Origin of the sequence: Bacteroides sp. AM10-21B (genome assembly GCF_003472565.1) — a bacterium.
In the GTDB taxonomy this organism is placed as follows: Bacteria; Bacteroidota; Bacteroidia; order Bacteroidales; family Bacteroidaceae; genus Bacteroides; species Bacteroides propionicigenes.
Genome location: NZ_QRME01000004.1, coordinates 84,543 through 110,098, shown reverse-complemented (window position 1 = coordinate 110,098; position 25,556 = coordinate 84,543). Strand labels below are relative to the sequence as shown.

At 45.4% G+C, this 25,556-nt stretch carries 11 protein-coding genes and 1 pseudogene; 1 reads left to right on the top strand and 11 read right to left on the bottom strand.

The window, feature by feature from the left end:
* Window positions 1-33: 33 nt before the first annotated feature.
* The 8 genes from DW121_RS06400 to DW121_RS06365 all read right to left on the bottom strand — a co-directional run bounded on the left by DW121_RS06400 (window position 34) and on the right by DW121_RS06365 (window position 19,956).
* The gene (locus DW121_RS06400; RefSeq protein ID WP_118323328.1) at window positions 34-2,253 is read right to left on the bottom strand and encodes a glycosyl hydrolase family 95 catalytic domain-containing protein; all 2,220 of its coding nucleotides are present in this window, start codon (window positions 2,251-2,253) and stop codon (window positions 34-36) included.
* A gap of 272 nt (window positions 2,254-2,525) precedes the next feature.
* A complete protein-coding gene (locus DW121_RS06395) occupies window positions 2,526-4,217 on the bottom strand; it encodes a RagB/SusD family nutrient uptake outer membrane protein (protein WP_117710859.1) in 1,692 nt (563 codons plus the stop codon).
* A gap of 19 nt (window positions 4,218-4,236) precedes the next feature.
* Window positions 4,237-7,443, bottom strand: coding sequence for a SusC/RagA family TonB-linked outer membrane protein (locus tag DW121_RS06390; protein WP_118323327.1), 3,207 nt, complete (start codon window positions 7,441-7,443; stop codon window positions 4,237-4,239).
* A 217-nt stretch (window positions 7,444-7,660) separates the two neighbouring features.
* On the bottom strand, window positions 7,661-11,704 hold the full coding sequence (locus DW121_RS06385) for a two-component regulator propeller domain-containing protein (protein ID WP_117710857.1): 4,044 nt from the start codon (window positions 11,702-11,704) through the stop codon (window positions 7,661-7,663).
* Window positions 11,705-11,819: 115 nt separating this feature from the next.
* Window positions 11,820-13,046, bottom strand: a complete 1,227-nt coding sequence (locus DW121_RS06380; RefSeq protein ID WP_117710856.1) for a glycoside hydrolase family 88 protein — start codon at window positions 13,044-13,046, stop codon at window positions 11,820-11,822.
* Window positions 13,047-13,080: 34 nt separating this feature from the next.
* A complete protein-coding gene (locus DW121_RS06375) occupies window positions 13,081-14,490 on the bottom strand; it encodes a sulfatase (protein ID WP_118323326.1) in 1,410 nt (469 codons plus the stop codon).
* Between the two features lie 27 nt (window positions 14,491-14,517).
* Window positions 14,518-17,523: a polysaccharide lyase family 8 super-sandwich domain-containing protein gene (locus DW121_RS06370; RefSeq protein ID WP_118323325.1), complete on the bottom strand. Its 3,006-nt coding sequence runs from the start codon at window positions 17,521-17,523 to the stop codon at window positions 14,518-14,520.
* Window positions 17,524-17,856: 333 nt separating this feature from the next.
* Window positions 17,857-19,956: a VapE domain-containing protein gene (locus DW121_RS06365; RefSeq protein ID WP_118323324.1), complete on the bottom strand. Its 2,100-nt coding sequence runs from the start codon at window positions 19,954-19,956 to the stop codon at window positions 17,857-17,859.
* 423 nt (window positions 19,957-20,379) lie between these two features.
* Here DW121_RS06365 and DW121_RS06360 point away from each other — a divergent pair, with 423 nt between their 5' ends.
* Window positions 20,380-21,000, top strand: coding sequence for an HU family DNA-binding protein (locus DW121_RS06360; RefSeq protein ID WP_118323323.1), 621 nt, complete (start codon window positions 20,380-20,382; stop codon window positions 20,998-21,000).
* Window positions 21,001-21,182: 182 nt separating this feature from the next.
* On the opposite strand, the gene DW121_RS06355 is transcribed toward DW121_RS06360, so the two are convergent.
* The 3 genes and pseudogenes from DW121_RS06355 to DW121_RS06345 form a co-directional block, all read right to left on the bottom strand.
* Window positions 21,183-23,474, bottom strand: coding sequence for an alpha-galactosidase (locus tag DW121_RS06355; RefSeq protein WP_117710850.1), 2,292 nt, complete (start codon window positions 23,472-23,474; stop codon window positions 21,183-21,185).
* An 11-nt stretch (window positions 23,475-23,485) separates the two neighbouring features.
* Complete coding sequence (locus DW121_RS06350) at window positions 23,486-25,150, bottom strand: alpha-L-fucosidase (RefSeq protein WP_118323322.1); 1,665 nt, start codon at window positions 25,148-25,150, stop codon at window positions 23,486-23,488.
* A 203-nt stretch (window positions 25,151-25,353) separates the two neighbouring features.
* Window positions 25,354-25,545: pseudogene (locus tag DW121_RS06345) on the bottom strand (alpha-L-fucosidase); the annotation flags it as partial.
* Window positions 25,546-25,556: the final 11 nt, after the last annotated feature.

Genomic DNA, 25,556 nt, shown 5'->3' with positions numbered 1-25,556 from the left:
TTTATTAGTAATTATGAATATTGTTTTTTTATTTTATTGCAGTCCGAAGAAGTTCCGCCCTTGTCCGTCAACGGGACTTATAACAGGAATGGCACCTCCTTCGGTAGTCAGGACAACGGTCTCTCCCTTCTTTAAATCTAAAGAGTACTCTCCTTTTCCCGTTGGAGTAAGTGTGGCGTGGCCAAGTTTTACTATTGGTTTCACCATATCTGTACGTAAAATACAGGGTTCTCCTGCAAGGCTTTTGATACGGATGCAGGTTGTCTTTCCATCTTTCCGTCCGGCAGACACGAGAAATGCGCCTTCCGTCCTTAAATCTTCGAACTGCACATCTCCCCATTGGGAAGGTACGGCAGGGAATACGCGTATCTTTCCGCCCCAACTTTGAAGCAGCATATCGTGTATGCACTGTGCGCCGGACAGGGGAGTCTCAATGACCGGGCCGCTTTCCATATACATGGTATTGGGGCGCAGCGTACGGGCAAACAGGCCGTTCAGCTTTTCCAACGCTTTGTCTCCCTCGCCAAACGCTGCATACAGTGAGGAAGCTCCCGTGTAAGTGTATCCGAGGATATTTCCCGGCAGGCTGTGCCAATGTTCCACAGATTTTTCCATGAGTTCTTTGCTGCCGCTTTGTTCAGCATTCAGTAAATAGAGCGGGTAGAACATCAGCAGATGCGAGTAATGGCGGTGCGAACGGCTAAAAGGCACATCTTTGCCTATCATCATGCCGTTTTTATCTTGCGGATAGTCGGTCAGCTTTTCTGTGACTTCTTTCCAGCGGGGTATCAGTTCATCGTCAACGGACAGGATTCGGGCGGCTTCGAGCAGTGTGTTGCATCCCCAGCGTAGTAATGCGATGTCGTAATTGCAATCCTCGGCAGTACCGTATTCGGGAGAGAAAGTCCTTTTCAGGTGCAGTTTGCCTTGTTCGTCTTCTTTCAGGAAAGGAAGGTAGAAATTAATGGCGCGTCTTAATGTCGGGAACAGGACATCCCTCAGTATTGTCTCGTCCATGCTGAAACGGTATTGCAGCCAGATATTATGGCAAATCCACGGTAAGTTTCCTACTTGGGCTTTCTTTTCGGTACCGGGTACATTCACCATTTCTCCTGCCAAGCTGAAATCAGTGGCAACGGGCAGTGCCGCTGCATCTTTCCGGTAGGCTTCGGGGACATTGCTTATCAGATTCTTCAGATTGCTGCCGATTGCGTTGACCAGCGGCATTCCCAGCTCCAGACGGTTGGAAGCATATACCGACCAATAGCTTAGTTGTACATTCAGGTTCCACCACGCGTTGGGCCAGGGAGTAAGCACTTGCCAGGGACCGCTGTTGTCCAGCAAACCGCCGCCAATACGTGTTGCGGATGCAAGTTTGTACATTTGCGCCCAATAGAAGTTCTCCTTCTTTTTGTCGGGCAGGCTTACGAAGCTCTGCGGGTAGTAGCTGTGCCACCACTCCCGGTGAGCCTTTAGGAGAGCCGGCAAGTCGTTTTCTTGCAGATTAGCCAATGCTGTTTCCACTTTTCGCATAGCATTCGTTTCCGGAAATGAATATGCGTTGCTTATGATGAGGACGCTTTTATTATTTTTCCTTATCTCTTTCCAAGCCGTGGCTGTACCGCCGCCGGCAAGCAGAGGCTGCCAACAATAGTTCACTCCGTTGCGTGCGGATAACTGTGATACGGGATTGGATATATAATCCTTTTTAAAATGTTTTTTACTTTTTATGCGGATAGCGTTCAATTGTCTTGGCGAGTCCGTATTCTCCGGATAGAATTTCCAGATGAAATCCTTTTCTCCTTCCGTAGCTTCGGCTTCAACGATGATGTAGGGGTTTTCGGAGGTGACGCAGGCTTTCAGTTTTATCTCTCCTTTAGTGGTGCGGATACATCCGGTGGTTTCTGCGTTCCATAAGCCCAGTCTCATGTTTCCGGATTGTATTTCTCCTGCAGGTTGCAGGAGGAAATAGCCGATAAGCAGACGGCATCTCCCGTAGATGCTTTTATCATCGGCGCGACGGTCGTGTACCATGCTGTTGCCGATGTCTACCCGTATGGCGTTTTTGCCGGGTTCTTTACAGATATAAGTCCCCATACTGCCGTTTCCCATAAAGGGGGCTTCATACCATGTTTGGGGGAGCCGCGTCCAAATCATGTCCTGTTGGGACATGAAATTCTTCCAGTCTATTTGGCAGTGGCAACAAACAGTTATGCACCAGACTGTGGTGGAGAATAAAAGAAGTCTTTTCATGTGTTATAGATTCGTTATCATATGTTTTTATAGTATATGTTTTCTCTTGTAACAAAGGTAACAGATTATTAATGAAATGAGGTTTGATAATGTCGAAAGGTCTTGCATTATATTATGCTGCATTTTTAATTTTGTCTCATGAAGTTTTAGAATTGTGCAATTCTATATAAAAGCAAGGTATGTTATGGTATACTCAATCAGATTAAGCCATAACATACCTTTAAAACTTCAGAATTATTTAGAGCACTTCAATATTCTGGTTTATTGATGTCTTAGTTATATCCGGGATTATTTTTTCCCTCTAATTTAGGATTACTTTGTATTTCTTTCAAAGGTATGGGAAACAATTCATGTTTTCCGGTTACGAAATTTTTGTATGCCGGATAACTGTCATTGGCGTTGATAGGTTTATTTACTGCACTTTTGCTGCCAAACAATTCTAATGCCTCTTTCAATATTCCCCAACGGATAAGGTCATACTTGCGTTGTCCTTCAAATGCCAGTTCAAATGCCCGTTCCCAATAAAGGGCCGTACGGAATTTTCCGGCATCATCAGCGTCGCTGATGAATGGCAGGTTGTACACTTGAGGAGCTTTCACTAAACTCGTATAATTGCTTGGGGTGATTTCTGTCGCTTTAGCACGGGTACGGACTTTGTTCAGCAATGTCCATGCCATTGGCGTGTCTCCTGTTTCATTGTAGGCTTCGGCAGCCATCAACACAACATCGGCATAGCGTAGCGGGCAATAGTTCACATCAGTACTATTCGGGTTCTTATAACCTATTGGCATCCATTCGCGACGCCATTTTCCCGGATACCATCTGTTGGATTTGTTTTCAACTTTTTTATGATTGTAAGATTGGGTGTCCCATTTGTACATATATGTACAAACCATAACATCACGGCGTACATCAGAATTTTCAAAGAAATCTTTCCATTCGGGTACAACCCGGAAGAATGCATTGGCCCGTCCCATGAAATTAGCTGTTTCTGTGGGTTTGATTACAGGGGCTACTACTTCCGGACCGTTATAAGTTCCCCATACTCCCTTTCCCTGAGTTCCGTCAGGAGTGAAGTAAAATGCAATCTCAAAAAGATTTTCTTTAGAGTTGATAATACCGGCGGATACATCCTTAAATAATCCGTCGAAACCATTAGGATAGAAATCATGGTATTTGTTTGCTTCAAAAGCCTCCCATTCTTTAATAACTGCACCGAAGTATTCTTTTCGTTTTGCATCATCGGGGCGGGTCAGGTTTCCGTCTTGTTGCAAACTGTAGCCGGCACGTTGTAGATACACACGCATTAATAGAGCTCTTGCAGCCCCTTGCGTTGCTCTCTCAGGAGACGAGGAAGCGTCAGCCCACGATAAGTTGTTTTTAGCGAAATCCAAATCTTTGATTATTTCATCGTAGATTATTTCACGGCTTGTACGTCCTTGAAATGTAGATGCATAGTCAGAAGTGTAGGTAGTCTTAAAAGGAACATCTCCCCAATATTTAACCAAGTCAAATGCAAGGAACGCACGTAAAAAGCGAGCTTCAGCTACCAATGCTTGTAGTGCTTTATTCTCTTCATAGCCCGGCATTGATTGAATACCGTCAATGGCATAGTTTGCCCGATCAATGCCCTGATATTTATAAATCCATATATTTTGAATCCATGCATTGGACGGAGTGAGTACATAGTGAGCTATGTCTCGACGTATATTATCAATATTGGTTCCGTTCATGTAATAGGTATCGTCTGAAGCCGGGGTCACGGTTTCTACAGAGCCATAATGATCGGAATGTTCTATGGAATGATAGATACCGTAAATTGCCATTTCTGCTTTAGATTCAGAGGTAAAGAATTGCTCTTTCTTGTAGGAAGAATCCGGTTCTTCTGTCAGCGTATCTTCGCATGAGGTAAGCCCTGCCAAGAATAAGGTCGAAGCTATGTATAGTAAGTGATATTTTTTCATTGATGTAATCTTTTAAAGTTTAGAATGCTACGTTAATACCAAAGATGAATGAACGGCTGCGGGGATATGCGCCGGAGTCTACGCCCGGAGTTAATCCGCTTGCCATGGTAGAAACTTCCGGGTCGAAGCCGGAATATTTGGTCCAAGTTGCCAGATTGTTACCTGTTGCGTATAAACGCAGGTTGCTCAGCCCGATGTGGCTAATCATCTTCTTAGGGAATGTGTATCCTAATGTTATATTGCTCAGTTTGAGGAAAGAAGCGTCTTCTACAGCCCATGAGTGGATATAATTGGCGTTATCGAAATAGGCTGCTGTGGTTTTGCCGATATTCAGTTCTGCCAGTTCCGTAGGATCGGTTACTGTCTCTCCTGCAGCATTGATGGTCATCCAGCGATTTGCGCTGCTCATCGTACTCAGTGCGTTCTTATTTTTGTCCCCTATCTTGGAGTTAATCAATTTAGTTGCGTTGAAAACTTCATTACCATAGCTGAATGTAACGAATATACTTAAGTCGAAGTTCTTGTAGGTAAAAGTGTTGTTTAAACCGCCATAAAATTTGGGGCTGGCATTGCCTATTACAGTTTTATCCTCTTCCGTAATAAGATTATCCTCGCTTCCATCCAGATTTTTAAATTTCCACATACCGGGTTGGATGTTTCCTTTGTTTCCGGTATACGGAATACCGTCTTTGAGCGTATAGGTTTTCGTTGCAGCATCATAATTGAAGTCACTGACTTGGTATAAACCATCTGTTACGTATCCGTAGAATTGTCCGATAGGAGCTCCTACAGCCAATCTATGGGTATTCAAGTTAAAACCGAATTTTGCTTCATATAATTGTTCCGCTTCACCTGTCAATGCTTCTACTTTATTCTTGTTGTGTGAAAGGGTCAAGGCAGTATTCCATGTGAAATCTTTTGTGGAAATATTGGCTGAATTGATGGTCAGGTCGATACCTACATTCTTTGTTTCACCGGCATTGATTACCATGGTTTGAAAACCGGATGAATAAGGCAGTTGTGCGCTTAATAATAGATTGCTGCTTTTGTTGATATAAAATTCGGGCGAAATAGTTAAGCGTTGGTTGAAGAAACCGAAATCCATTCCTAAGTTAAATGTCTTGTTTGCTTCCCATTTCAGGTCGGGGTTGGGAATCTGGGTCGGTGCGTATCCGGAGACGGTAGCATCTCCTAATGATGCTACGATAGAACCTAATATGGCCAAACTATTGTAGCTGCCGATACGGTTGTTTCCGGCTAAACCATAACCGATACGGAATTTCAAGTCAGAGAAAATATCCAGTTTTTTGATAAATTCTTCTTCCCCTAAACGCCAGGCGGCTGATACGGCAGGAAAGTATCCCCATTTATTATTCTTACCGAATTTGGAGGAACCGTCTGCACGGAGAGAAGCGGTGAAAATGTATTTGTCTGCAAAATCATAGTTGGCACGTGCAAAGAATGAAATTAATTTGTCATCATAGTTTTCATTGGATAAAGGAGTGCCTGCCTTACCTAAAGACATATCGCTTAAGCCTATTTCGTCGTTGGGAAAGTCGGTAGCACTTGCTTGGACATAGCGAGACCAACGATTAACGTATTCTTGTCCTGCCATTACTGTAAGACTGTGCTTATTGAAATCCTTGCTATAAGTCAGCACGTTGGAAGTTTGGAAACTACTGTTTTCAGTATTTCTGATACGACCATTGATGCTTGAACGCTGTGCTATTCTGGATTCAGCTCCATAGAAAATAGAATTTCTATAAATTTGATAACGCATACCGGTTGTGTTACGGAATGTCAGTCCATCTATAATTTTGACAGTAAGGCTTCCGTTGGCTTGGAATGTGCGGTACTCTTTGTCATTGGTTTCTTCTCTTGCAGAAATTAAAGGATTCTGCATGACGTTTCCGCTGTCATCAGCCAAAGCGGGGTCTTCTCCTGCTAACAAATCGGCATCGTTTCCGGTAATACCGATGGTTGGACGATATTGTAAGATGTGTGTCATCTTATTGAATCTGGCTTCCTTGTTTGAAGTACCTTCGTTTGTGCCATCTCCGGAAGTACCTACACCATAGATATTCAACTGGTCGAAGCTGATACGGGCTGTGGCAGACAACCATTTATTGATTTCACTGTTGACGCTGAGTGAGATATTATGTTTTGAATTGCCACTATATACCATAGCTCCTTCATCTTTGAAGTAACTGTATGCCATACTGTATTGTGTCTTTTCGCTTCCACCTTGAATACCGACACGGTAATTTTGGGCAATAGCGGTACGTCCTAATGTCTCTTCTTGCCAATCAATTCCTTTGCGGTTTTTGTAATTGGCCTCAATATCGCTGAACTTACCGTAGCGTGCTTCCCATTTGGTTGTTTCTTCGGCTATATCAGAAGCTTTTCCTATGGTTCTTTCGTAGTCTGCCAATACATATTCGTAGGGGGAGAGTACATCCAACTTGCTTGCCAGTTTCCGAATGCCGAAATAACTGTCAAATGTAACAGTAGCTTTCCCTTTGTTTTTCGAACCGTTCTTGGTAGTGATTACCACAACGCCATTGGCACCGCGAGCTCCATAGATAGCGGTAGCTGAAGCATCTTTCAAAATATCTATGGTTTCTATTTCAGCGGGATCTAATGTAGACATTCCATCTTCTGTAGGAAAACCGTCGATGACATATAAGGGTTCGTTGCTTTGAGTAATAGAGATACCACCGCGAACACGAATTGAGATAGATGAACCGGGAGCGCCTTCACTCTGTGTCACCTGTACACCGGCCATACGTCCTGCCAATGCTTGGGTAACGTCTGATGTCGGTATTTTCAACAGGTCTTCACTTTTCACTGATGCTACGGATCCTGTTAAGTCTTTACGTTTCACAGTAGCATAACCGATTGCAACTACTTCATCCAGCATTACGGCATCTGCCTTTAAAGTAACATTGATGTTTTTTTGTCCGTTGACTTTTACTTCTTGCGAGGTCATTCCTACATACGAAAATACTAATATGTCTTTTGACGCATCATTTACTGTCAAGGTGTATTTACCGTTTACGTCAGTGACAGTTCCCGTTCCGGCAGCTCCTTTAATGGTTACGCTACCGCCGATCACTTCATATCCTTCATTGTCTATCACAGTACCGGTTACTTGCATCTTTTGTGCATAAGCGGCAGATAAACCTGTAAGGAGGAAAAATAGAATGAACAGAATCTTACATTTCATAATACTTTTGCTTAATAAGGTTAATAAAAATGTTTGTTTATCATATTGCCAACAATATTTGTCAGCATTGGCAAAATAAATAAATCCGCATTTAAGTTAACTTCTCTTCTGTTTGAAAAGGTTATATCCTTGTAGGAAATAGTTCAATCTTGTATGAAAGAAGTTTAATGTTGTAGTATTATGTAATGAATAATATCTTTTTATTCTGTATGCATCCTTACTTTCCGTATTCTGTGGGTAAGTAACCGAAGTATTTCTTGAAGCTGGTTGAGAAATAAGAAGGAGTGTTGAATCCTACCATTGTACTTATCTCGGCCACTGTATATCGTTTTTCTTTAAGTAATTTGCAAGCCCGGTTAAAACGTATTTTACGGATGAAGTCATTTGTTGTATCTCCGGTCAATGCTTTCAATTTTGAGTGCAAATTAGAACGGCTCATGCATATTTCGCGGGCAAAATCATCGGTAGAGAATTCTACATCGTCCATATGCTTTTCTACAATGGCGACTGCTTTTTTCAGTAAATCCTCGTCCATTGCATTGAGCGCCACTTTTTCCGGTTCCACTTCCAAAGAGTTGGAATAGTGTTCAATGGCTCGATAACGTGTACGGAACAGGTTTCTAATTTTCGTTGCAATCACTGCCATTGAGAATGGCTTGGGAATATAGTCGTCCGCACCTACCTGCAATCCTTCCAGCTGCTCTTTCAAGTCTGTTTTGGCGGACAGTATGATGATAGGGATATGGCAGGTACGCAGATTTTGTTTTATCTGCTTGCATAGCTGTAAACCATCCATAACGGGCATCATGACATCTGTTAATATAAGGTCTATCTCTTGCTCTTTGATGGTAGCCAGCGCTTCTTCTCCATTGTCAGCTGTCAATACACGATAACTTTTGCCTAATTCATCACTGAGATATTGACGGATGTCCGGATTGTCTTCTACTATGAGAATATTCTCTTTTCGTTTCTTGCTGTTTTCCTCTGTCTCTTCTTCTGTTGCCGTTTTTTCATCCTCTGTATCGACGATGTACATATCTTGGTTGTTGGTAGTATATGATTGCTGTTCTCCGATAGAATCCGTCAGGGTGGCTATTTCTCCCGGTTGGTATGCGCTTTCCTCCGTTGGCAGATAAATGGAGAAAGTACTTCCTTCTCCTTCCCGGCTTTCCAGTTCAATCCGACCATGATGCAGGTCTACGAGACGTTGCACCAGTGATAATCCTATGCCGCTTCCCATATGTTCGCTGTCCGCCTGATAGAATCGTTCAAATATTTTAGCCTGCTTGTCAATGGGGATTCCGTTTCCGGTGTCCTTCACTTGCAGCAACAATTCTTTTTCGGTTTCTTTTAGCGTCACTGTGATACTCTTTCCCTCATCGGTGTATTTGAAGGCATTCGAGAGCAGGTTGTTGACTATCAGCTCCAAATAGTTGGGATCACAGAGAATATCCTTCCCTTCTACTTCCGAAGAGAGGTTATAAACTATCTTTTTCTTTTGTGCCAATCGGTCATAGAATAAGAAATCTTTTTCGATGACTGTATGAATAGGAGTACGTCTTACTTTGAGATTGAACACTCCCAGTTCTGCACGTCGGTAGTCCATTAACTGATTTACCAAATGCAGCAATCGGTTTGTGTTTCTCTGTATATGGTCCAGTTGTTTTCGCTGCCACCGGTCGTTCACCTTATCCAACATTTCTTGCACGGGAGCCAGAATCATAGTGAGTGGCGTGCGCAGTTCGTGCGAGATATTTATGAAGAACCGTAGTTTCATTTCATTCACTTCTTTCTGTCTTTCTTTGTCTACCCGTTCCATTTGGAGCTCTGCTTGCATACTTTTGCGCATCCAGAAATAGCGGAATATGAATATTGTGATGGCGATAAAAGTTACAATGAATAACAGTATAGCCCACCAAGTCTTATACCATACCGGCAATACTATGATTTCCAGCTCTGTGGGTTTCTCATTCCATTTACCGTCGCTGTTGGCGGCTTTTACTAAGAACCGGTAAGTTCCCGCCGGGAGGTTGGAGTAAGATACGGTACGCCGGTTACCTGTGTAGTACCATTCTTTGTCATATCCTTCCAGTATATAGGCGAAAGTATTATGTTTGCCTGATATATAGTTGGGTACAACGAAGTCCAGGGAGAACATTGATTGTTTTGCAGCGAGGGTTATACTGCGGGTTTCGCAGATATTGGTTTTCAGTATGCGGGTATCGTCTCCCGGTATGACTTTCTTGTTGAAAAGTCGTAACTGGGTGATGGTAACCGGAGGGGTATACGGATTGTCTACAATTTCTTCCGGCTGAAATGCGGTGATACCTCTGATTCCGCCAAAGTACATCTTGCCATTGGCTGCACGGCAGTATGCGGATGCTGCAAATTGGTTACTTTGCAGTCCGTCGTTGCTGGTAAAGTTACGGAACTTTTCAGTTTTGGGTTGGAAACAGCTTAATCCTTTATCCGTACTTATCCACAGTTTTCCTTCACGGTCTTCCAAAATACCAAAGACTACATTATTGGGCAATCCTTCTTCTGTGGTATATTGTTTGCTTGTTTTGTCTTTTTCATCGAAACGGTAGATTCCGTTACGTGTACCAATCCAGAATATGCCGTCGTGTCCCTCGTATATGCTGTTGATAAAACGATGGTTCAGGGGAGAGTCCGAAGGCAATACCGGGATACTTTGTAACTCGTTGCCGTCTTGTGCGTAGACAATGACTCCCGTTTCACTTCCAAACCATAAACGTTGCTTGCTATCCTTGAATACGGTAGTGATTCGTGTACTTTTGAATGGCTTGCCGTCTTTTTCGGCGGTAACAGGGGTGAATGTCTTTTGTGAAGGATTGAAACGGACTACTCCGCCTAAGGTTCCTACCCAATATTCGCCATTGCCGATAGGTACGATGGCATAAATACTTTTTGTCGCGATTCCTGACGGATAAGGGATGGTAAGGGTTTCAATGCGGCCGGTATTACGATGCAACACACTGATGCCGCCTGCATGTACACCGATATAGACCTTGTTTTGTCGTTCGTCTACATAGATTGTCTTTACGTCATTAGAACCCAACCCGTCTTTGGGAGTATAATGGGTGAATGTATTGGTTTTGGAGTTATAGAAGTTGACACCGCCACTGTTTGTTCCAATCCATAAATTGTTTTCCTGATCCTCTACTATACAATTAATTATGTTGTTGTTTAGGGAGTTACGGTTAGGTACAGATTGTATTTTTTGAAAACGGCCCTTCAACGGGTGATAATAATTCAGACCTCCGAAAAATGTTCCCAACCACATTCCGCCTTGTGAATCGGCGAATATGCTGCGGATGGAGGTTTGCGACAAGCTTCCTTCTCTCAGAGGGTTGCTTTTGTATATTGAGAAGGAATCGCTCTCTTTTTGGTATATGTTGAGGGAATTGATAGTACCCACCCACAGCCGGTTTTGTGTGTCCAGTGACAATACACGTATGTAGTTGGAACTGATAGGGTGTGTGCCTCCCGGTGTCGCTGTATATTGCTTGGTTTCGTTGTTGAACGGGTTTACAAGGAATAATCCGTTTCCTTCGGTTCCCACCCATAACAGAGTGGGGGATTGTTGTAGCACGGCGGATATATGTTTCCCTTTCAAAATCTCAGGTGCAACGCTTGTGATTGTATTTTGTGAGATAGAATAAGAGAACAGGCCTTCTCTGCTACCTATATAAATATAATCTCCCTGACGGTTGACGGATGTAGGGCTAATGGTAAAGATGTCCGGATTAAGCTGAGATTTGGAGAACGATTGGGTGCGGGTATTGAACAAGACAAGTTCTCCGTCCGTATAGATAAGCAACAGTTCCTCGTTGACTGTCACAATCTTATTGACAGGCATATTCTTGCCCTCTTTCTTGTATTGGAAATTCTGGAAACACTCTTTGTCAGTGTCATATAATGAAAGTCCTTCGTAAGTTCCAATCCATATTCTGCCTTGTTCGTCAGTCTTTAATGAGCGGACAATATCGCAACCCAAGCTTTGCGGGTCTTTTTCATTATGTTGAAATACCGTGAATGTATAACCGTCATATTTATTCAGCCCGTTGTAGGTGGCAAACCACATATTACCGTATTTGTCTTGGGTAATATCGAATACGGTACTTTGCGACAGTCCATCGTCCAGCCCGATATGGACAAAACTTATTGGTTCTGTGGTTTGTGCGTGAAGCGGGTAGATGAGTAGCCAAAATAAGATGGACAATAAGACAGGCTTTACCATGGTTTATTGATTGATAAGGTTTTGTAACAACAAATATAGGAAAAAATCTTCATTCCTGCCGGATAATGGCAATAATGAAGATTTTTTCTTGATAAAGTGTTGTAAATATAAGTTCTTATAGTTTCGTAACTTTATACAATTCTTTTCCATTGAGGAGTTGCAGGTATCTCAGCAATCCTTCCGTATAATAATAATCGGCATACGAGAGTGCCCCGTCCAGTTCACTGTTGCGCAGGAAGTTTCCGGTGGCGTGCATCAGGACAAAGTTTTCATGAGTTCCCGGCTTCGCCAGATAAGCAGGAGAAGACAGGCTTTTCAACTGTTTCTCACCGGCTTCAAAGTATTTCTTTTTCTGAGAAGAATAGGTGCTGAGTTCCATGAGTGCCGATGCCATAATGGCAGCCGCTGATGCGTCACGCATCTTTGAACGTTCGGGTGCGGAGTAATCCCAGTAAGGAATCATGTCTTCGGGCATATTGGGATGGCTTAGCAGGAAGTCCGCAATCTTCTCGGCATGGCGTAGATACTTCCGGTCACCTGTTTCGCGATACATCATGGTGAAACCGTAGAGTCCCCATGACTGGCCGCGTGACCAAGTGGAGTTCGTAGTGTTGTCCGAGCCATTGTTCCAGTCGTATTTGCGCATAGCTCCCGTTTCCGGTTCGTAGTCCACAACATGCGGACAAGACATATTTTCGCGATAATGGTATTTCATGGTCTTGTCGGCATGAGAGACGGCAATCTGTCTGAGCGTTGTATCTCCCGATATTTTGTAGGCTTCCATGAGCAGTTCCAAGTTAATCATGTTGTCTATAATGACCGGAAATAGCCAGTCGCGTTTTGCATCCGGTTCCCACGACATGATGAGGCCGGTTTTGTACGAATAGCGTGAGGCCAGCGTTTTGGCAGAACGGAAGATGATGTGGCGGTAGGTTTTGTTTCCGGTCAGCAGATAACCGTTTCCATAACAAGAGTACATTTTAAAGCCGATGTCGTGGTCAAAGGCATTGTTCTGTTCCCCTTCCATTAAGGCGGTGGCTTTCTCGGCACGTACTTTCCATATGTCTTTTCCGGTGTAGGTGTACAGATACCATAGCGTACCGGGAAAGAAACCTGCCGTCCAGTTTGTTTTCGGCTGTAATCCCTGTTGAATGGAGCGTGGAAGCAGTCCTGTTTTCATTACCTCTTTGTACATGGCTTCCGATTGTGTTTGTGCCACAGTAAAGGCGTTTTCCACCCATGTAGGTACCTCCTCCACTTGAAGGGGGGGTACTTGCTGGGCTTTTAGGATACCTTGGCAACCCAGTAGGGTTAATGCCAATAGCAGTATAGTTCTTTTCATGATACAATTCGTTTTTTGTTTATACGAGTGTATGTTACTCAATCATAAGGTGTTTCATCTCTTCGTCCATTTCCTTTTGGAACTCCTTTATCTTGGCGTACATCTGTTCTGCAATTTCAGGGTGTTGTGCTGCCACATCGTTGCTTTCTTTAGGATCGGTTTCCATGTCGAAGAGTGCAAGACCGATGTTTCCGCCTTTGGCTATCTGCTCTCCGGGCATTCCGTCTTTTCCGGGAGTCTTTACGATGCGGTAGCTATGTGGGGCTACGCATTTCCATTTGCCGTCACGCAGCGCTTCCACAATACCGTTGTATACGAAGTAGAAAGGCCGGTGACCGTTTTCTTTTCCGGTCAGGATTCCCCAAGCGTCTTGTCCGTCGAATTTGTTCATGCGCGGCATCTGTGATTGGGTGAGGTTTACCAGAGTGGGTGTGATGTCGAGGGCGGATAGGAATTGGTCGCTGACCTTGCCTGCGGGTATTACGCCCGGCATACGTACCACAAAGGGGACACGCTGTCCTCCGTCGAAGGTTGTTCCCTTACCTTCTCGCAGTCCGCCGGTGCTGCCGCCATGATTTCCGTAACTCAGCCAGGGACCGTTGTCGGAAGTAAACATGACGATGGTATTCTCATCCAGACCGTTAGCTTTCAAAGTCTTCATTATTTCTCCCACACTCCAGTCTATTTCCATGATTACATCCGCATAAAGTCCTTCACCTGATTTTCCTTTGAATTTGTCCGAAACGCCCAGTGGCACGTGCGGTTGGGTGTAAGGCAAATAGAGGAGGAACGGCTTTGCCTTATGGTCGTTGATGAAACGGATGGCGCGTTCGGTCAGTCTTGTCGTCATTTGATTGACGGGAGGGTTGTATTCTATTATACGGTCGTTGTCATAAAGCGGCAGTGCCGGATAGGCGTGGTCGGGGGCGGGATGATAAGGCCACATATCGTTGGAGTAGGGAAGACCGAAGAATTCTGTGAACCCATGACGCAGCGGCAGGTATTCGGGTTGGTAGCCCAAGTGCCATTTGCCTACGAGGGCAGTGGCATAGTCATTCTGTTTCAGATATTCCGCCAAAGTGATTTCATTGCGTTTGATACCGTTTTCCGAAGTGTCGTCCACCACTCCCGGCACTCCTACACGTTCGGCATAGCGTCCTGTCAGCAATGCGGCTCGTGAGGGGGTGGAGGCGGCGGCTCCGGCATAGAAATTGGTGAACCGCGTCCCTTCGGCAGCCAGCTTATCCAGATTGGGAGTTTGCAAATTAGGACTGCCGTAACATTTCATGTCTCCGTATCCTTGGTCATCGGTCAGTAGGATTACGATATTGGGCCGGTGGACAGACCTGTTGTCTGTATTACCGTTTTCGGGTTGTGTAGTTTTGGAGCCGCTGCAGGATGATAGTCCTGCAGCCGCCAAACATACAATGGATAGTTTATTCATTGTGCGCTGTTTTTAAGTTCCTTCGTATTACTTCTTGGGTATGTTCACTATGATTGGTGTAGCTGCGTACAAGTCCGATTGATAGTTGTACTTCTCGGCGTCGCGGCTGTCCGGCAACTCTACCGTAACCTTGCTGCCTTTGCCTTCTGATATTACCGTAACGGTTTCACCTTCCAGCGGATACACGCCTTTGGTTCGGTAGGTGTAGGTTCCGGCAGGCAGTTGGGCGGAGGTGCTGAACGTCAGGGTTTGTTTCTGTCCGTCCGGCATGGGGTTGTTTACGGACAGTACCCATTCCTTACCGTTGTCACGCAACATAATTTGTGCAACATCGTTGGCAGTAACTGCGGTCTTTCCCACGGAGATGCTTCCGGGTTTGAAGAAAGCGTATTGCCAAGTCTTGTCGGCATCGGAGTACACGGCATGCGCCTTGCCGTCCTGCATATTGAATTCCAAATCTTTCAGCAAGGCTTCTACACGTTCCGGCATTTCTGCTGCGCTGACGTTGGGAAGTTGTACATAACGGTATGCGTTGTCCCAAGTTTGCCCCGGTTGTGCTCCATGACTTACGGCGACAATGAAGTTAGGCTTTTTGTTGGCTATCGTACGGTCGGTGATGTTTACTTCCTTACCGCTCTTTATCTGTAATGACAGTTTTTTCAGCGGTAGAATAACATATCCTTTGCCACCCTGATGCAGCCAGCATACGTCGTTTATCTCCTTGGCGATATTTACGGACTGTCCGGATTCTATCGTTTGCGTTTCTTCGCCGACGCACCATGTCAACGGGCTGTTCAATGCCGTCTGTTCAATGAATGTGGTAATCTCATTTCCTTGTCCCGGACGCAGACGGGCGATGTCGCTGCCTAAGGCGATTATTTTGTCCTCGATGAAGTGATAGCTCTTGAAGGCTGTGGCAGAGCTGTACGTTTCTTTAGGCAGATGATTGTAGATACCCATACCTGCTTTCCCATCTGCCAGTACACCCGAAATTTTATTCAGTCCGGGCAGCGATAATTGCGCGTGTCCTAACGGCATCGGATCGGTGCGCCACTCTTCCGTCAGTCCGGGCAGGGCGTGCCAGTCGAAGTTGCATATAACCTTGTCGGAATATTCGTTTCCATTCACTTTCACTTGCAGGATGCCATATCCCATATGCCATGAACGGCGTACTTTCTTGCTGAAATCCTCGGCGCCTACGGTACGTTCCGATTTCAGTTTCAGCGAAGCATAGAACGGAGCTTCATTTTCACCACGGCGGTGTACCAGATATTCATTAATCCAATAGGCATCTGTTCCCGAATATTCATAGGTATTCTCTTTCAGCTGTCGGCAAATATTTTTGAGTTCTTCTACTCCGGCCAGTTTAGAGCCTTTGTTTTGTGCATTCAGCATGGACTTTACAGCTCCGGTGTATGTTTTGGTTACGAATCTTTGCATATCATCTATGAAAGAACGTCCCGCAACGAGGAAGTCCATACGTTGTTTGTAGAACAGTTTCGGATATACATTCAGCAAGCGGTCCAACTGGAACTGGTAGTATTTATCGTCTATTTTGAATTTTGTGTTCTTGAAATAGCTGTATCCTTCATTACAATCCGTCAGCCATTCAAAACCGTAAGCCACCATGGCGGCATCGGTCGCATTGGCGATGTGATGCGATATGGTTCCGTCAGGTTGGAAGCCGGACTGTATATATTTGTGAGACACGATGTTATATTTAGTCATCCAACGGCTGACATCCGCTACAATGCCGTGCGGGCTCCATCCCGGTGAGTAGCTGAATCCTTTGAACGGTTGGTCGTGATAGAAATCGCTGTACCAATACTGTACGTAAGTCAAGGGACGGTTGTAGTCTGCCCAGATGATAGGCAATGCCAATAATGTACGTGAACGGTGGCCAAGGTTGGCGTCAGCCCATGCACCGGATGAGTAGATTGTATCTTGCAGTTCGCCCCAGCGGCCGTCGGGATTGTCTATGGCGCGGCGGCTTTCGATTTCCGAGAAGAAGATTTGCAGGTAGCGTATCAGCGCATTGTGTACCTTCAGGCAGGTTTCATCCTGATTGTGCATACCTTTCAGCAATTCGGGCATCAGGTGAAGTACGGGGACTACCAGCGGGTCGGTCAGAGTCCATTGGTGGGTGGGCGTTTGCATTCCTGCCATTTTGTGCGCTTGCAGCATACCGAAGCCGTCACCGGTGCAATTACCAATCGGCTTTCCGTCTACCATAACTTCGTTTCCCTCTACGGGTACGGAGTTGGTATAGGTCAATATCGCCTGATATAAGGTTTCTCTCAGTTCTTTCCGCTTTTCGGGGTCACCTTTCGGACCGTACACTTTGGAAGTGGCGTAGGAGTAACCCAATCCGCCTATTTGGTTGGCGACTTTCGCCCAGTCATATTCTATGGTTCCGCTTGGAGCATGGTCGTTGGTGGGGTCGAGGATGATTTTATAGTCTTGCGGGCGTCCTTGATAGCATTTTTCCAGTCCGGCAAACTTCCAGTTATTATTTTTCAGTTCTTCAATCTTGGCTGCCACTTCATCGTCCGAGTATTGGATACGCCCGTACAAACGATTGTTTTTAAGTGTTTTGAGAGTGTAGCGCTTGTTGAATAAACTCCATAAAGTCTCTTTTACAACTTTGACGTTGATATTGAATTTTTTCAGTTGCCTGTCACCGTCTTTCAAGGCAATGGTCAGGCGATGATTGGAAGGGGTGCTTCCTGTATTCTGGCCTTTGGCTACGGTAAGTACACCCATAATGCGTTTGGATAAGTCATATCGGGTTTCCAAGTTGAACATTCCATCCGCTTGTTTGAGAATCTCAAAGTGATAACCGGCAGGAATGGGGCTTGTCAGTACATCTTTATTCCTTTCCAGATGAATACGGCCGATTACTTCCGTTCCTTCCGGGCTGTTTACCGGAATGTCGAAATAATTGGCAAAGATTTTCTCTTCCTTTGATGCGGCGGACAGCATAGCGGGAAAGAGGAATAATACAATTAATAGATGAAGAATCTTGTCTTTCATGATGTTTTAGTTTTTTAGTTTTTCTTGCAAGGCAAAAGTAACGTATTCATCGGAAAGAGGAGTGTAATGTTGTTTTCCAAGATAGTAATATTCTTCTATTGTATTACAATTGTGTGCGACAAGATTACAATCTTGTCGGTATTAACGGTTAGAACCTGTTTGATTTACCTATTATTGCATAATTACCATTATTTTAAATCATGAATAATGATAATTTGTTATCACTCGTCACTTTTTGTTGTAATGCTTTAAGAATAAGTAGTTTATTAAGTGATATTAACGCTGTAAGAAGTGACGACCCCGCGTTTGGTCGTCACTTCTGAAAATAGAATATCAGGATTTTACAATTCGATAAACAGTTCCTTTGTTGGTGTGCCTGCTTTCCAAACTATTCTTTTTTAATATCCGTCCGAAATGCTTTGAATAACCTTCTGTGAACTTTATGTTACTATTCTTTGTATGCAAATACTCCAATATCTGTATCGGCGACATCCATATCCCTTCTTCTCCTTCTTCCGGCAAGCGGAAGTAACAATGGAACATTTGTTCAATCGGGCTGATTTGTTCGAATTCCCGGTTTGTCTCCTTCAAGACAGACTCATCCTCGTCGTCAAACCAGTAACGTTCGCCGTTCCTGACGGCTTGCATGGCTTGCGCATAGAGTTGGCGGTAGTTTATCGTCACATTCGTGTCAATGGGAGCCGTCACCTCCACACAGACAAAACGGCGGCTGCCGCTACTGTCCGTCAGCAAATCTTTATGGTTGCTCGTACCGATAAACGACGCATACCGCCTCATTTCCTGAATGCTGCTTCCGTAGGGCTTGCGCAGGTTGGCGACGGGCTTCTGCAACAGATGTTTCAAGAATCCCTGCTGATGGATGCTCACTTGGTCGAATTCGTCGATGTTCACCAGCAGGAAACGGCCCAGATACATCTCCGCGTCCCGCTTGCTTCCGAAGTCCAGACTGTCCGTATAGCCGAAGCGCAGTTCCGGCGGAAGGATGATGCGGCAGAAGGTGGACTTGCGGTAGCCCTGCGCACCAATCAGCAACGGTGACGTGCTGTTGGCGTGCATCTTGTTGCCAAGTCCCCGCCAGTGCGCCACCATGTTCAGAAACCAGCGGTAGAACAGTTCGCGCCAATACCGGTTGTTGCAGGGAACCAAATCGGCCAGCGCGCGGATGCGGTCTTTCCCGTCCCAACGGCCTACACCGGACAGATATTCCTCGACGGGATTGTACAACGGCACGCGGTTGGAGGTAAGGTAGCGGTTCACGTCCCTGTCCCATACACGCAATCCCTCCTGCAGGGCATCCATAGCCACGCTGTTGCGTGCGCGCTGGTCCATTACATGAAAATAGAAGTGGATGGAATCGCGTTGGCGGTATTCCAAGTCGCCCATCAGCTGGTTATACCGGAATTCATAGCGGCGTTCCATGAACTCGTCCAGTTTCAGTGCCGTACACTGTTCGGGCGTGAGGACGGGCTTCTTGCCGAATCCCCGGCATTCGCGGTAGAGGTTGTGCAGCGTGGCGCGCACCGTCTGTTCATCCGCCTGCCTGCGGTAGTGTATCATTACCTGCCGGACGGCTTCTTCTTCGGGGATGCCGCTCCCGAAGCATTGCTCGCCTATGGGGATGAGCAGCGGTTGGAAGTCGTCGCGGTCTCTCCGCCAGTTCTCCACCTCGTCCAGTGCACGGTTCAGCGCCGCTTCAAACAAGAAGGTGAAGGTCTGCGAAGATTCATAGCCCGGCTGCAACCGCTTCAGAGGATTTTTCTCCGCCAGCCTGTGTTGGCCGAATGTCTGTTCGCCGGGCATCGTCACCGGCTGTTCAAGACAGAAAGGAACGGCATCGGGGGCGAAATAGGGCGTCTCGTCCAGCGTCATGCGGAAAGTATCGTTATGCGAAGGTTCTTTCAGTGTGAGGGGAAACGGAAGCAGGGGTTGGTAACACTGCACCGCCATGCGGTAGGCGTGCGCATGAAACAGGGCAATCTCTTCTTCCCGTTGCGGCAACCTGCCGTCCGGCAGGGCGAACAGCGCCCATATCTTTACACTCCGTCCGCTGCTTCCCGCAAAAGCGGCATAAGTCTGGGGTAGCAATGCCGCCTGTTCTTTCACCTGTTCCACTTCGGACAGTCCGGATAGCCCGCCCGCTTCCAACAGCACGATGCCGTTGTAGCGCTTCATCCGCCGCTCTCCCTCGCGGGTACGGCCGTACTCCATGGCGGGGCATATGCGGGGAAGCCTGTCGACGGATTCGTATGCTCCGCCGTCGGTGCGGCCCGTATATTCCAGCATGGCACGCAATCCGCTGACATACCGGGCTTTGGTTTCCGACTTGATTTTGGCAATAAAAGTGTCTGTATCGCAGGTGCTGATACTTTCCGTGCCTGCGTCACGGTTTTCCTTGATAAAGGTAATTTTCATCCGATGTTGTTTGTTTTGAAAATTGTTGAGGATAAGAGCGTCTCTCTTAGCGTCTGCAAGGTACGCATAAAATGGGCTGAAAGCAAGTAAATACGTCCTTTTGTTTTGAGAATTATCCTCCTTGCCCGTCACCGGAAATAAATAAGAAAAATTGAAAAATATATCGTCTGAAACTTGACTTTGCCTTGTGGATTTTGTATCTTTACAAGTACTAAAACCTCGTTTTCCAATTGCGGGCCGAAGAGCCTCCAACTGCGTGCCCGACGGCCCGCAACTGCCAACCGGAGAGCCCGCAACTGTAAAACGAGGTTTTGTTATAAGCATATCGGGGTTTTGCCATAGGCATACCGGCATTTTCGATGAGGCTGACGTAGAAAACCAACGGTGCGATTTTAGAAATAGAAACTAAAAACAAAAAGAACAATGGCAGCAGAGTATGACTTCCAAAGAAAGCCCAACCCGAAAGGGGACGGCGAGTTACAACCCATGTACCCCCGCATCGTGAACAAGGGTACTATCACCACGAAACGTCTGATTAGCGACATATCGCAGGCAACCAGCTTCACCCCCGGAGACATCGAGGGACTGCTGGCGGCATTGGAAGACCGCATCTCCTACTACCTGTCCGAAGGGCATCATGTGCAGTTGGGAGATATGGGGCATTTCTCGGCGGGACTGGCGGCGCGTCCCGTCATGGACAAAAAAGAAATCCATGCGCAGACGGTATTCTTCGGCAAGGTGCATTTCCGTGTATCTCCCGGTTTCCGCAAACAGTGTGCGGGATTTGTGGAACGTGTCAGGGCAGGGTACGGTTTCCGGCATAGTGTGGACATCAGCAGTGCGGAACGTTACCGCCGCCTGTGCGTGTTTTTGGAGGCGAATCCGTTCATTACCCGCAAGGATTACAGCGGAATTACGGGGCTTTTGAAGAATAAAGCGCTGAACGACCTCAATTTGTTGGTGGAGAAAGGTATTTTAACAACATTGGGACAAGGGTCGCATAAGGTGTATGTAAGGGCTGTGAATAAGGAAGTTACAGCATAATATCGTAAGAAAGACGCAAAAAAAACGGTGACGACCAGCTGTGGGTCGTCACCGTTGTAATGGTTCTTATCACTCGCAAATGCCCATACTCATAGGCAGTTAACTGCAAAAGTGATGAGTGATGACAAAAAGCGGATTATTTGTATTTGTGATTTAAGTTCTGCATTCAATGTTAATGCGGGTTATTTGAATTCTATATTCCAATTGATAGTTCCGGATTTTTGAGGAATAAATGACACTCGTACCAGCTTTCCTTCCTTTTGGATAAACATTTTGCCGCCATTACTTTTTGCACTTCTGATGGCGAACTTTTCGGGTACTATAATGCGTAGTTCATATTTATCCCCTTTTACAACTTTACTTGTTCCGGATAGGATTTGTCTGTCGGGATTCCATGATTCTTCTTTTATATCCATCAGTCCTTGAGTAATGTGCCGGGATGTGCTGATAACCTGTGGATGAGACTTGCTTGGGCGTACTGCCAACACTTTGCAGGATGCAGGGTCCAGTGTTTGGGAAAGTTTCCCTTTGATATTTCCTAAATACTTATTGTCCCAAAAGTCGAACAGTTCGTAGTTCTCAGAACTCTTCAGTCCCATTCGTTCCAAACCATAATCAATTTTTGTGTGTCTTTGTTCATTCCAGTTGAACAACCCCAAGACGATTAGCCTGTCATTTTTTACCATCCAGATTTGAGGCTTATTACTTTCAAGGATATCTATTGGACGGGCATTCAGATTGTGGGTGGGCAGTGCACGTTTTATTATGTCCAAGCGTTCGGGCTCCAGTTCGGAATATTGCATACTGGTAGTGTTCATTACTCCTGAAACAGCCTGCCAAGATACCATCCAGCGTGTTTTGTTCAACGGGTTGGAGTTGCGTACAAAGTAAGGGTCGGGATCGTTGTACCAGACTTTGTTGTGCAGGAAGTATAGGTTGCCTGCATAGTCGGCTCCGGCTGTGGTTTTTCCCCATACTCCCTGTATGGCACCGTCGTTGTCGGGGCCTACACGCATGGCATCCACCATACCGAAGGATGCCCCCAAAGAACTCATGTTCTGAGTTGCGGCGCATCCTAAAAGGAAAACGCCCGGAGCTTCTTCTTTTAAAATAGAAAGCCCTTTACGGAAACATTGTGTGAAAGTGTATTCATCATTGTAAAGGCGTGCATCTCCATAAACAGGTATTCCATCATAGCTTCTGTTTATATAGATGTTTTCGGAAGGTGCACCGGTGTGCAATCCGTCAATTTTGTAATAGCGATATCCCCAATTATAGATTCTTTTAAAACGTTCCCGCAAAAAAATCTCACCTGCCGGACTTGTGGCGTCTATGCAGGTTCCCGACCATTTCTTTACTTCATAAGGAGTATCTGTCCAACGGTGTTTCGCGAAGATTTCTTTAGGAAAATACGGATTGTGTACGTCACCGGAAAAAGGCATGAACCAAAGCCCGGGAGTAAAACCTTTCTTTTCCAGATGTTTTGCGGTATGTTCCATGCCTGAAGGGAAGTTGGAATTATTTTCAGCAAAAGTTTTTAAAGGGCCTGTCCCCAATTCTGTTTTGGGCATTTCCATGGAACTTTGCCAATGGTCGTCAATTTGGAATGTGTTCAGACCGAAGGCAGCTAATTCTTTTCTTGCAAAATCGGCATTTTCCAATAATAGTTTTTCGGTGGAAGCGCCTGAACCGCTTAGGTTACGGTGATACCAAGTACAATAGATTTCCGGTTTGGACGGTAGCTGTATACGATATGCTTTGGCAAGATAATCTCCATATAATTCCAGTCCTTCTCTTCCATCCTCGAAAAAGCCTATCAGTAGGATATCGGTGTCTCTTTCTTTACCGTTTCTTACCAAATAATTGCCGAATTCCAGTTCGGCTTTTACTTTGTATGTTTTCTTGCTTTTGTCCAACTTCGGAGTCATTAATCCTATACCTTGTTTCTGTGTCAGCCAGGCAGTTAGAATGGAATGCCGGCTATCGGGCTCGGCTAATAGAGTGTAGGTGTAACTTCCCTGTGCCTGTTGGGCAGGGGCAAATCCGCCACTTCCCAAAGTGTTCAACGGCTTGCTCATCTCACCTATACTCATTTCTACGGATGCTATTTCCAGACGATTCACCCGTATATCCTGTCCTGATTCGTTCTTTACTACCGTATGGATGTAGAGAAAGGGATTGTTGTCATATAGGGTGAATGTAACCTTACGTCCGTCGTTGTAATGAGCTTCTAATGATTGTCCTTTTCCCCACAAATTATCAGTTGTTTCTGCCTTCCCGGAGGAAACTATTTGTCCCGGTAAAAGTATGTTTTTTACTTTTAGGTCAGGACACTTTTTACTCTCTACTGCAACCTGTTGCTTGTGTATTCGCAAGGTGAGCAGATTATTTTCTATACTTGCCGATTGGGCATTTGCATTGGAAATGTCTATCAGAGCCGATAAAATAAGGAATATAGTAATCAGAAATTTCATATGAATTATGTTTATTTGGTTATTACTTTGAAAGCATAGGCGTATTCTCCTATGGGTTGGGACGGAGTTGTGATATACAATCCGCTTTCATCTTGTTTCCATTTCACCTGTTCTCCTGATGCAAGGAATGAGATGGATTTGATGTTCTTTATTTCTTTGCTGTTCAGGTTTTGTATCTTGACGGTTTTTCCGTTTCCGGGCCAATCCAGCGTAAGGACGTATATCGTATTCTTCTTGGTGGTGAAACGTATGTCTTTTGCGGTGAAGGCATACAGGTAGTCCGCATATTTTTTCTTACCGGTCGTAGCGTTCATACTGAATGTTCCTTCACCATACACCTTGAAAGGCCGGGTATTGTAGATGGCTTCACCGTTTAGTTTCAGCCAGTTGCCTATCTTTACAAGTTCGTCCCGGAATGTTTCGGGCAGGCTGCCGTCTGCGCGCAATCCTACATTGAGCATCATATTGCCGTTTTTGCTGACAATATCCACGAGGTTGTCCACAATCTGTCCTGCAGTCATGCGCAGTTTGTCTTTGGTCTTTCCCTGAATAACCGAACCCATACCTGCGTCTCCACCGTCTTTGCTGATGTTCAGCGAGTTTCCCATGTAGAACCAGCCGGGGTTTACCGTCGTATCTACCAAGAACGGATTTTTCTGCAAATCATCTACGCCGGAACATTCGCGGTCCAGTGTATATCCTTCTCTCACTCTCTTAATGGTGAGTACACCGTTTTGTATGCCTTTGCGCGACAGGTTCTTGTTATAGAAATGCGCAGCCAGTTGTTGCCCATAGATGCCATTAGGCAGCGGACCGTCGAAGTAAAGTAGTTCGGGTTCGTATTTGTCTATCAGCTCTTTGGTTCTGAGGTACCATGACTGTGCGAATTCGGGTTCCAGTCGCATGATGCGGTCCGGGGTACGTTTGCCGTACAGACCTTCGTAGGCAGGATTCATATAATCATAAGGCACTCCGGCATAGGACCCTTCGGGGTCGGCATTAGTACCCTGGTAGAACATATGTTCATGGCAGTAGTTGCTGAGGTGGGAGGAAATGGCAAAATGAACGCCCGCCTTCTTGCATGCTTTCTGCCATGCACCCACAATGTCCAGTTTGGGACCCATATTTACAGAGTTCCAAGGTTGGTGGCTTGAATCGTACAGGTCGAAGTTATCGTGGTGGACAGCCATTACACCGATAAATTTGGCACCAATTTCTTTGTAGAAGGCTGCCAGTGAATCTGCATTGAACTTGTCGGCTTTCCACATCGGTATAAAGTCTTTGTAGCCGAATTTGGAAGGATGTCCGTAAGTTTTCAGGTGATGTTGGTATACTTTGGGTGCATGTGCCCTGTATCCCAGTATGGGATATTTGCGTAGCCCTGAGTCCGGTTCCTGATACCAGTACATCCATCTGCCGTAATGGCCGTCATAGCCCGGAACGGAGTTGACCCCCCAGTGCATATAGATACCGAACTTGGCGTCACGAAACCATTCGGGGCATTGATAGTGCGCTGCAATAGAGGCATCGGTAGGTTCTATGGGACCTGATGCTATGTCGAAGTTGAAGGTGGACGCGCTTGGGTTGATAAGGGCATCCTGACCGAAGTCGTCATGCTGTGCCTGGACGGTAAGTGTACAGCAAGAGAGTGCAAAAAGTAGGGTTTTGATGTTCATGGATTATACTTTAAAAAGGTTTACTGAAAAAAGTTTACTTATTTTGCCAACAGTATTGGTTAACGTTGGCAAAATAAGTAAATTGGCATTTTAATAGGCTTCTTCTCTGTTTGAAAATACTATATTTCTGTAGAAAACAAGTTCAATGCTGTTTAAGGAAAACTTAATATTGTAGTATTTATACAGGAAACAGCAAAAAAATGTTACTTTTTTACTTTGAAGCTGAAAGCCAATGCTTCATTTTTCAGCCCTTGTGGCAATATAACCTTTACTTTACCGTCTTTGCAGGTATATTTTACACGTTTCCCGTTTTGAAGCAATGTCATTTTACCATTGGGCTCGTTGCCTTCCCATTCTATATGCTCAGGCAGTTTTTCCTGCGCATAGAGGGCAAAGGACAAACCGA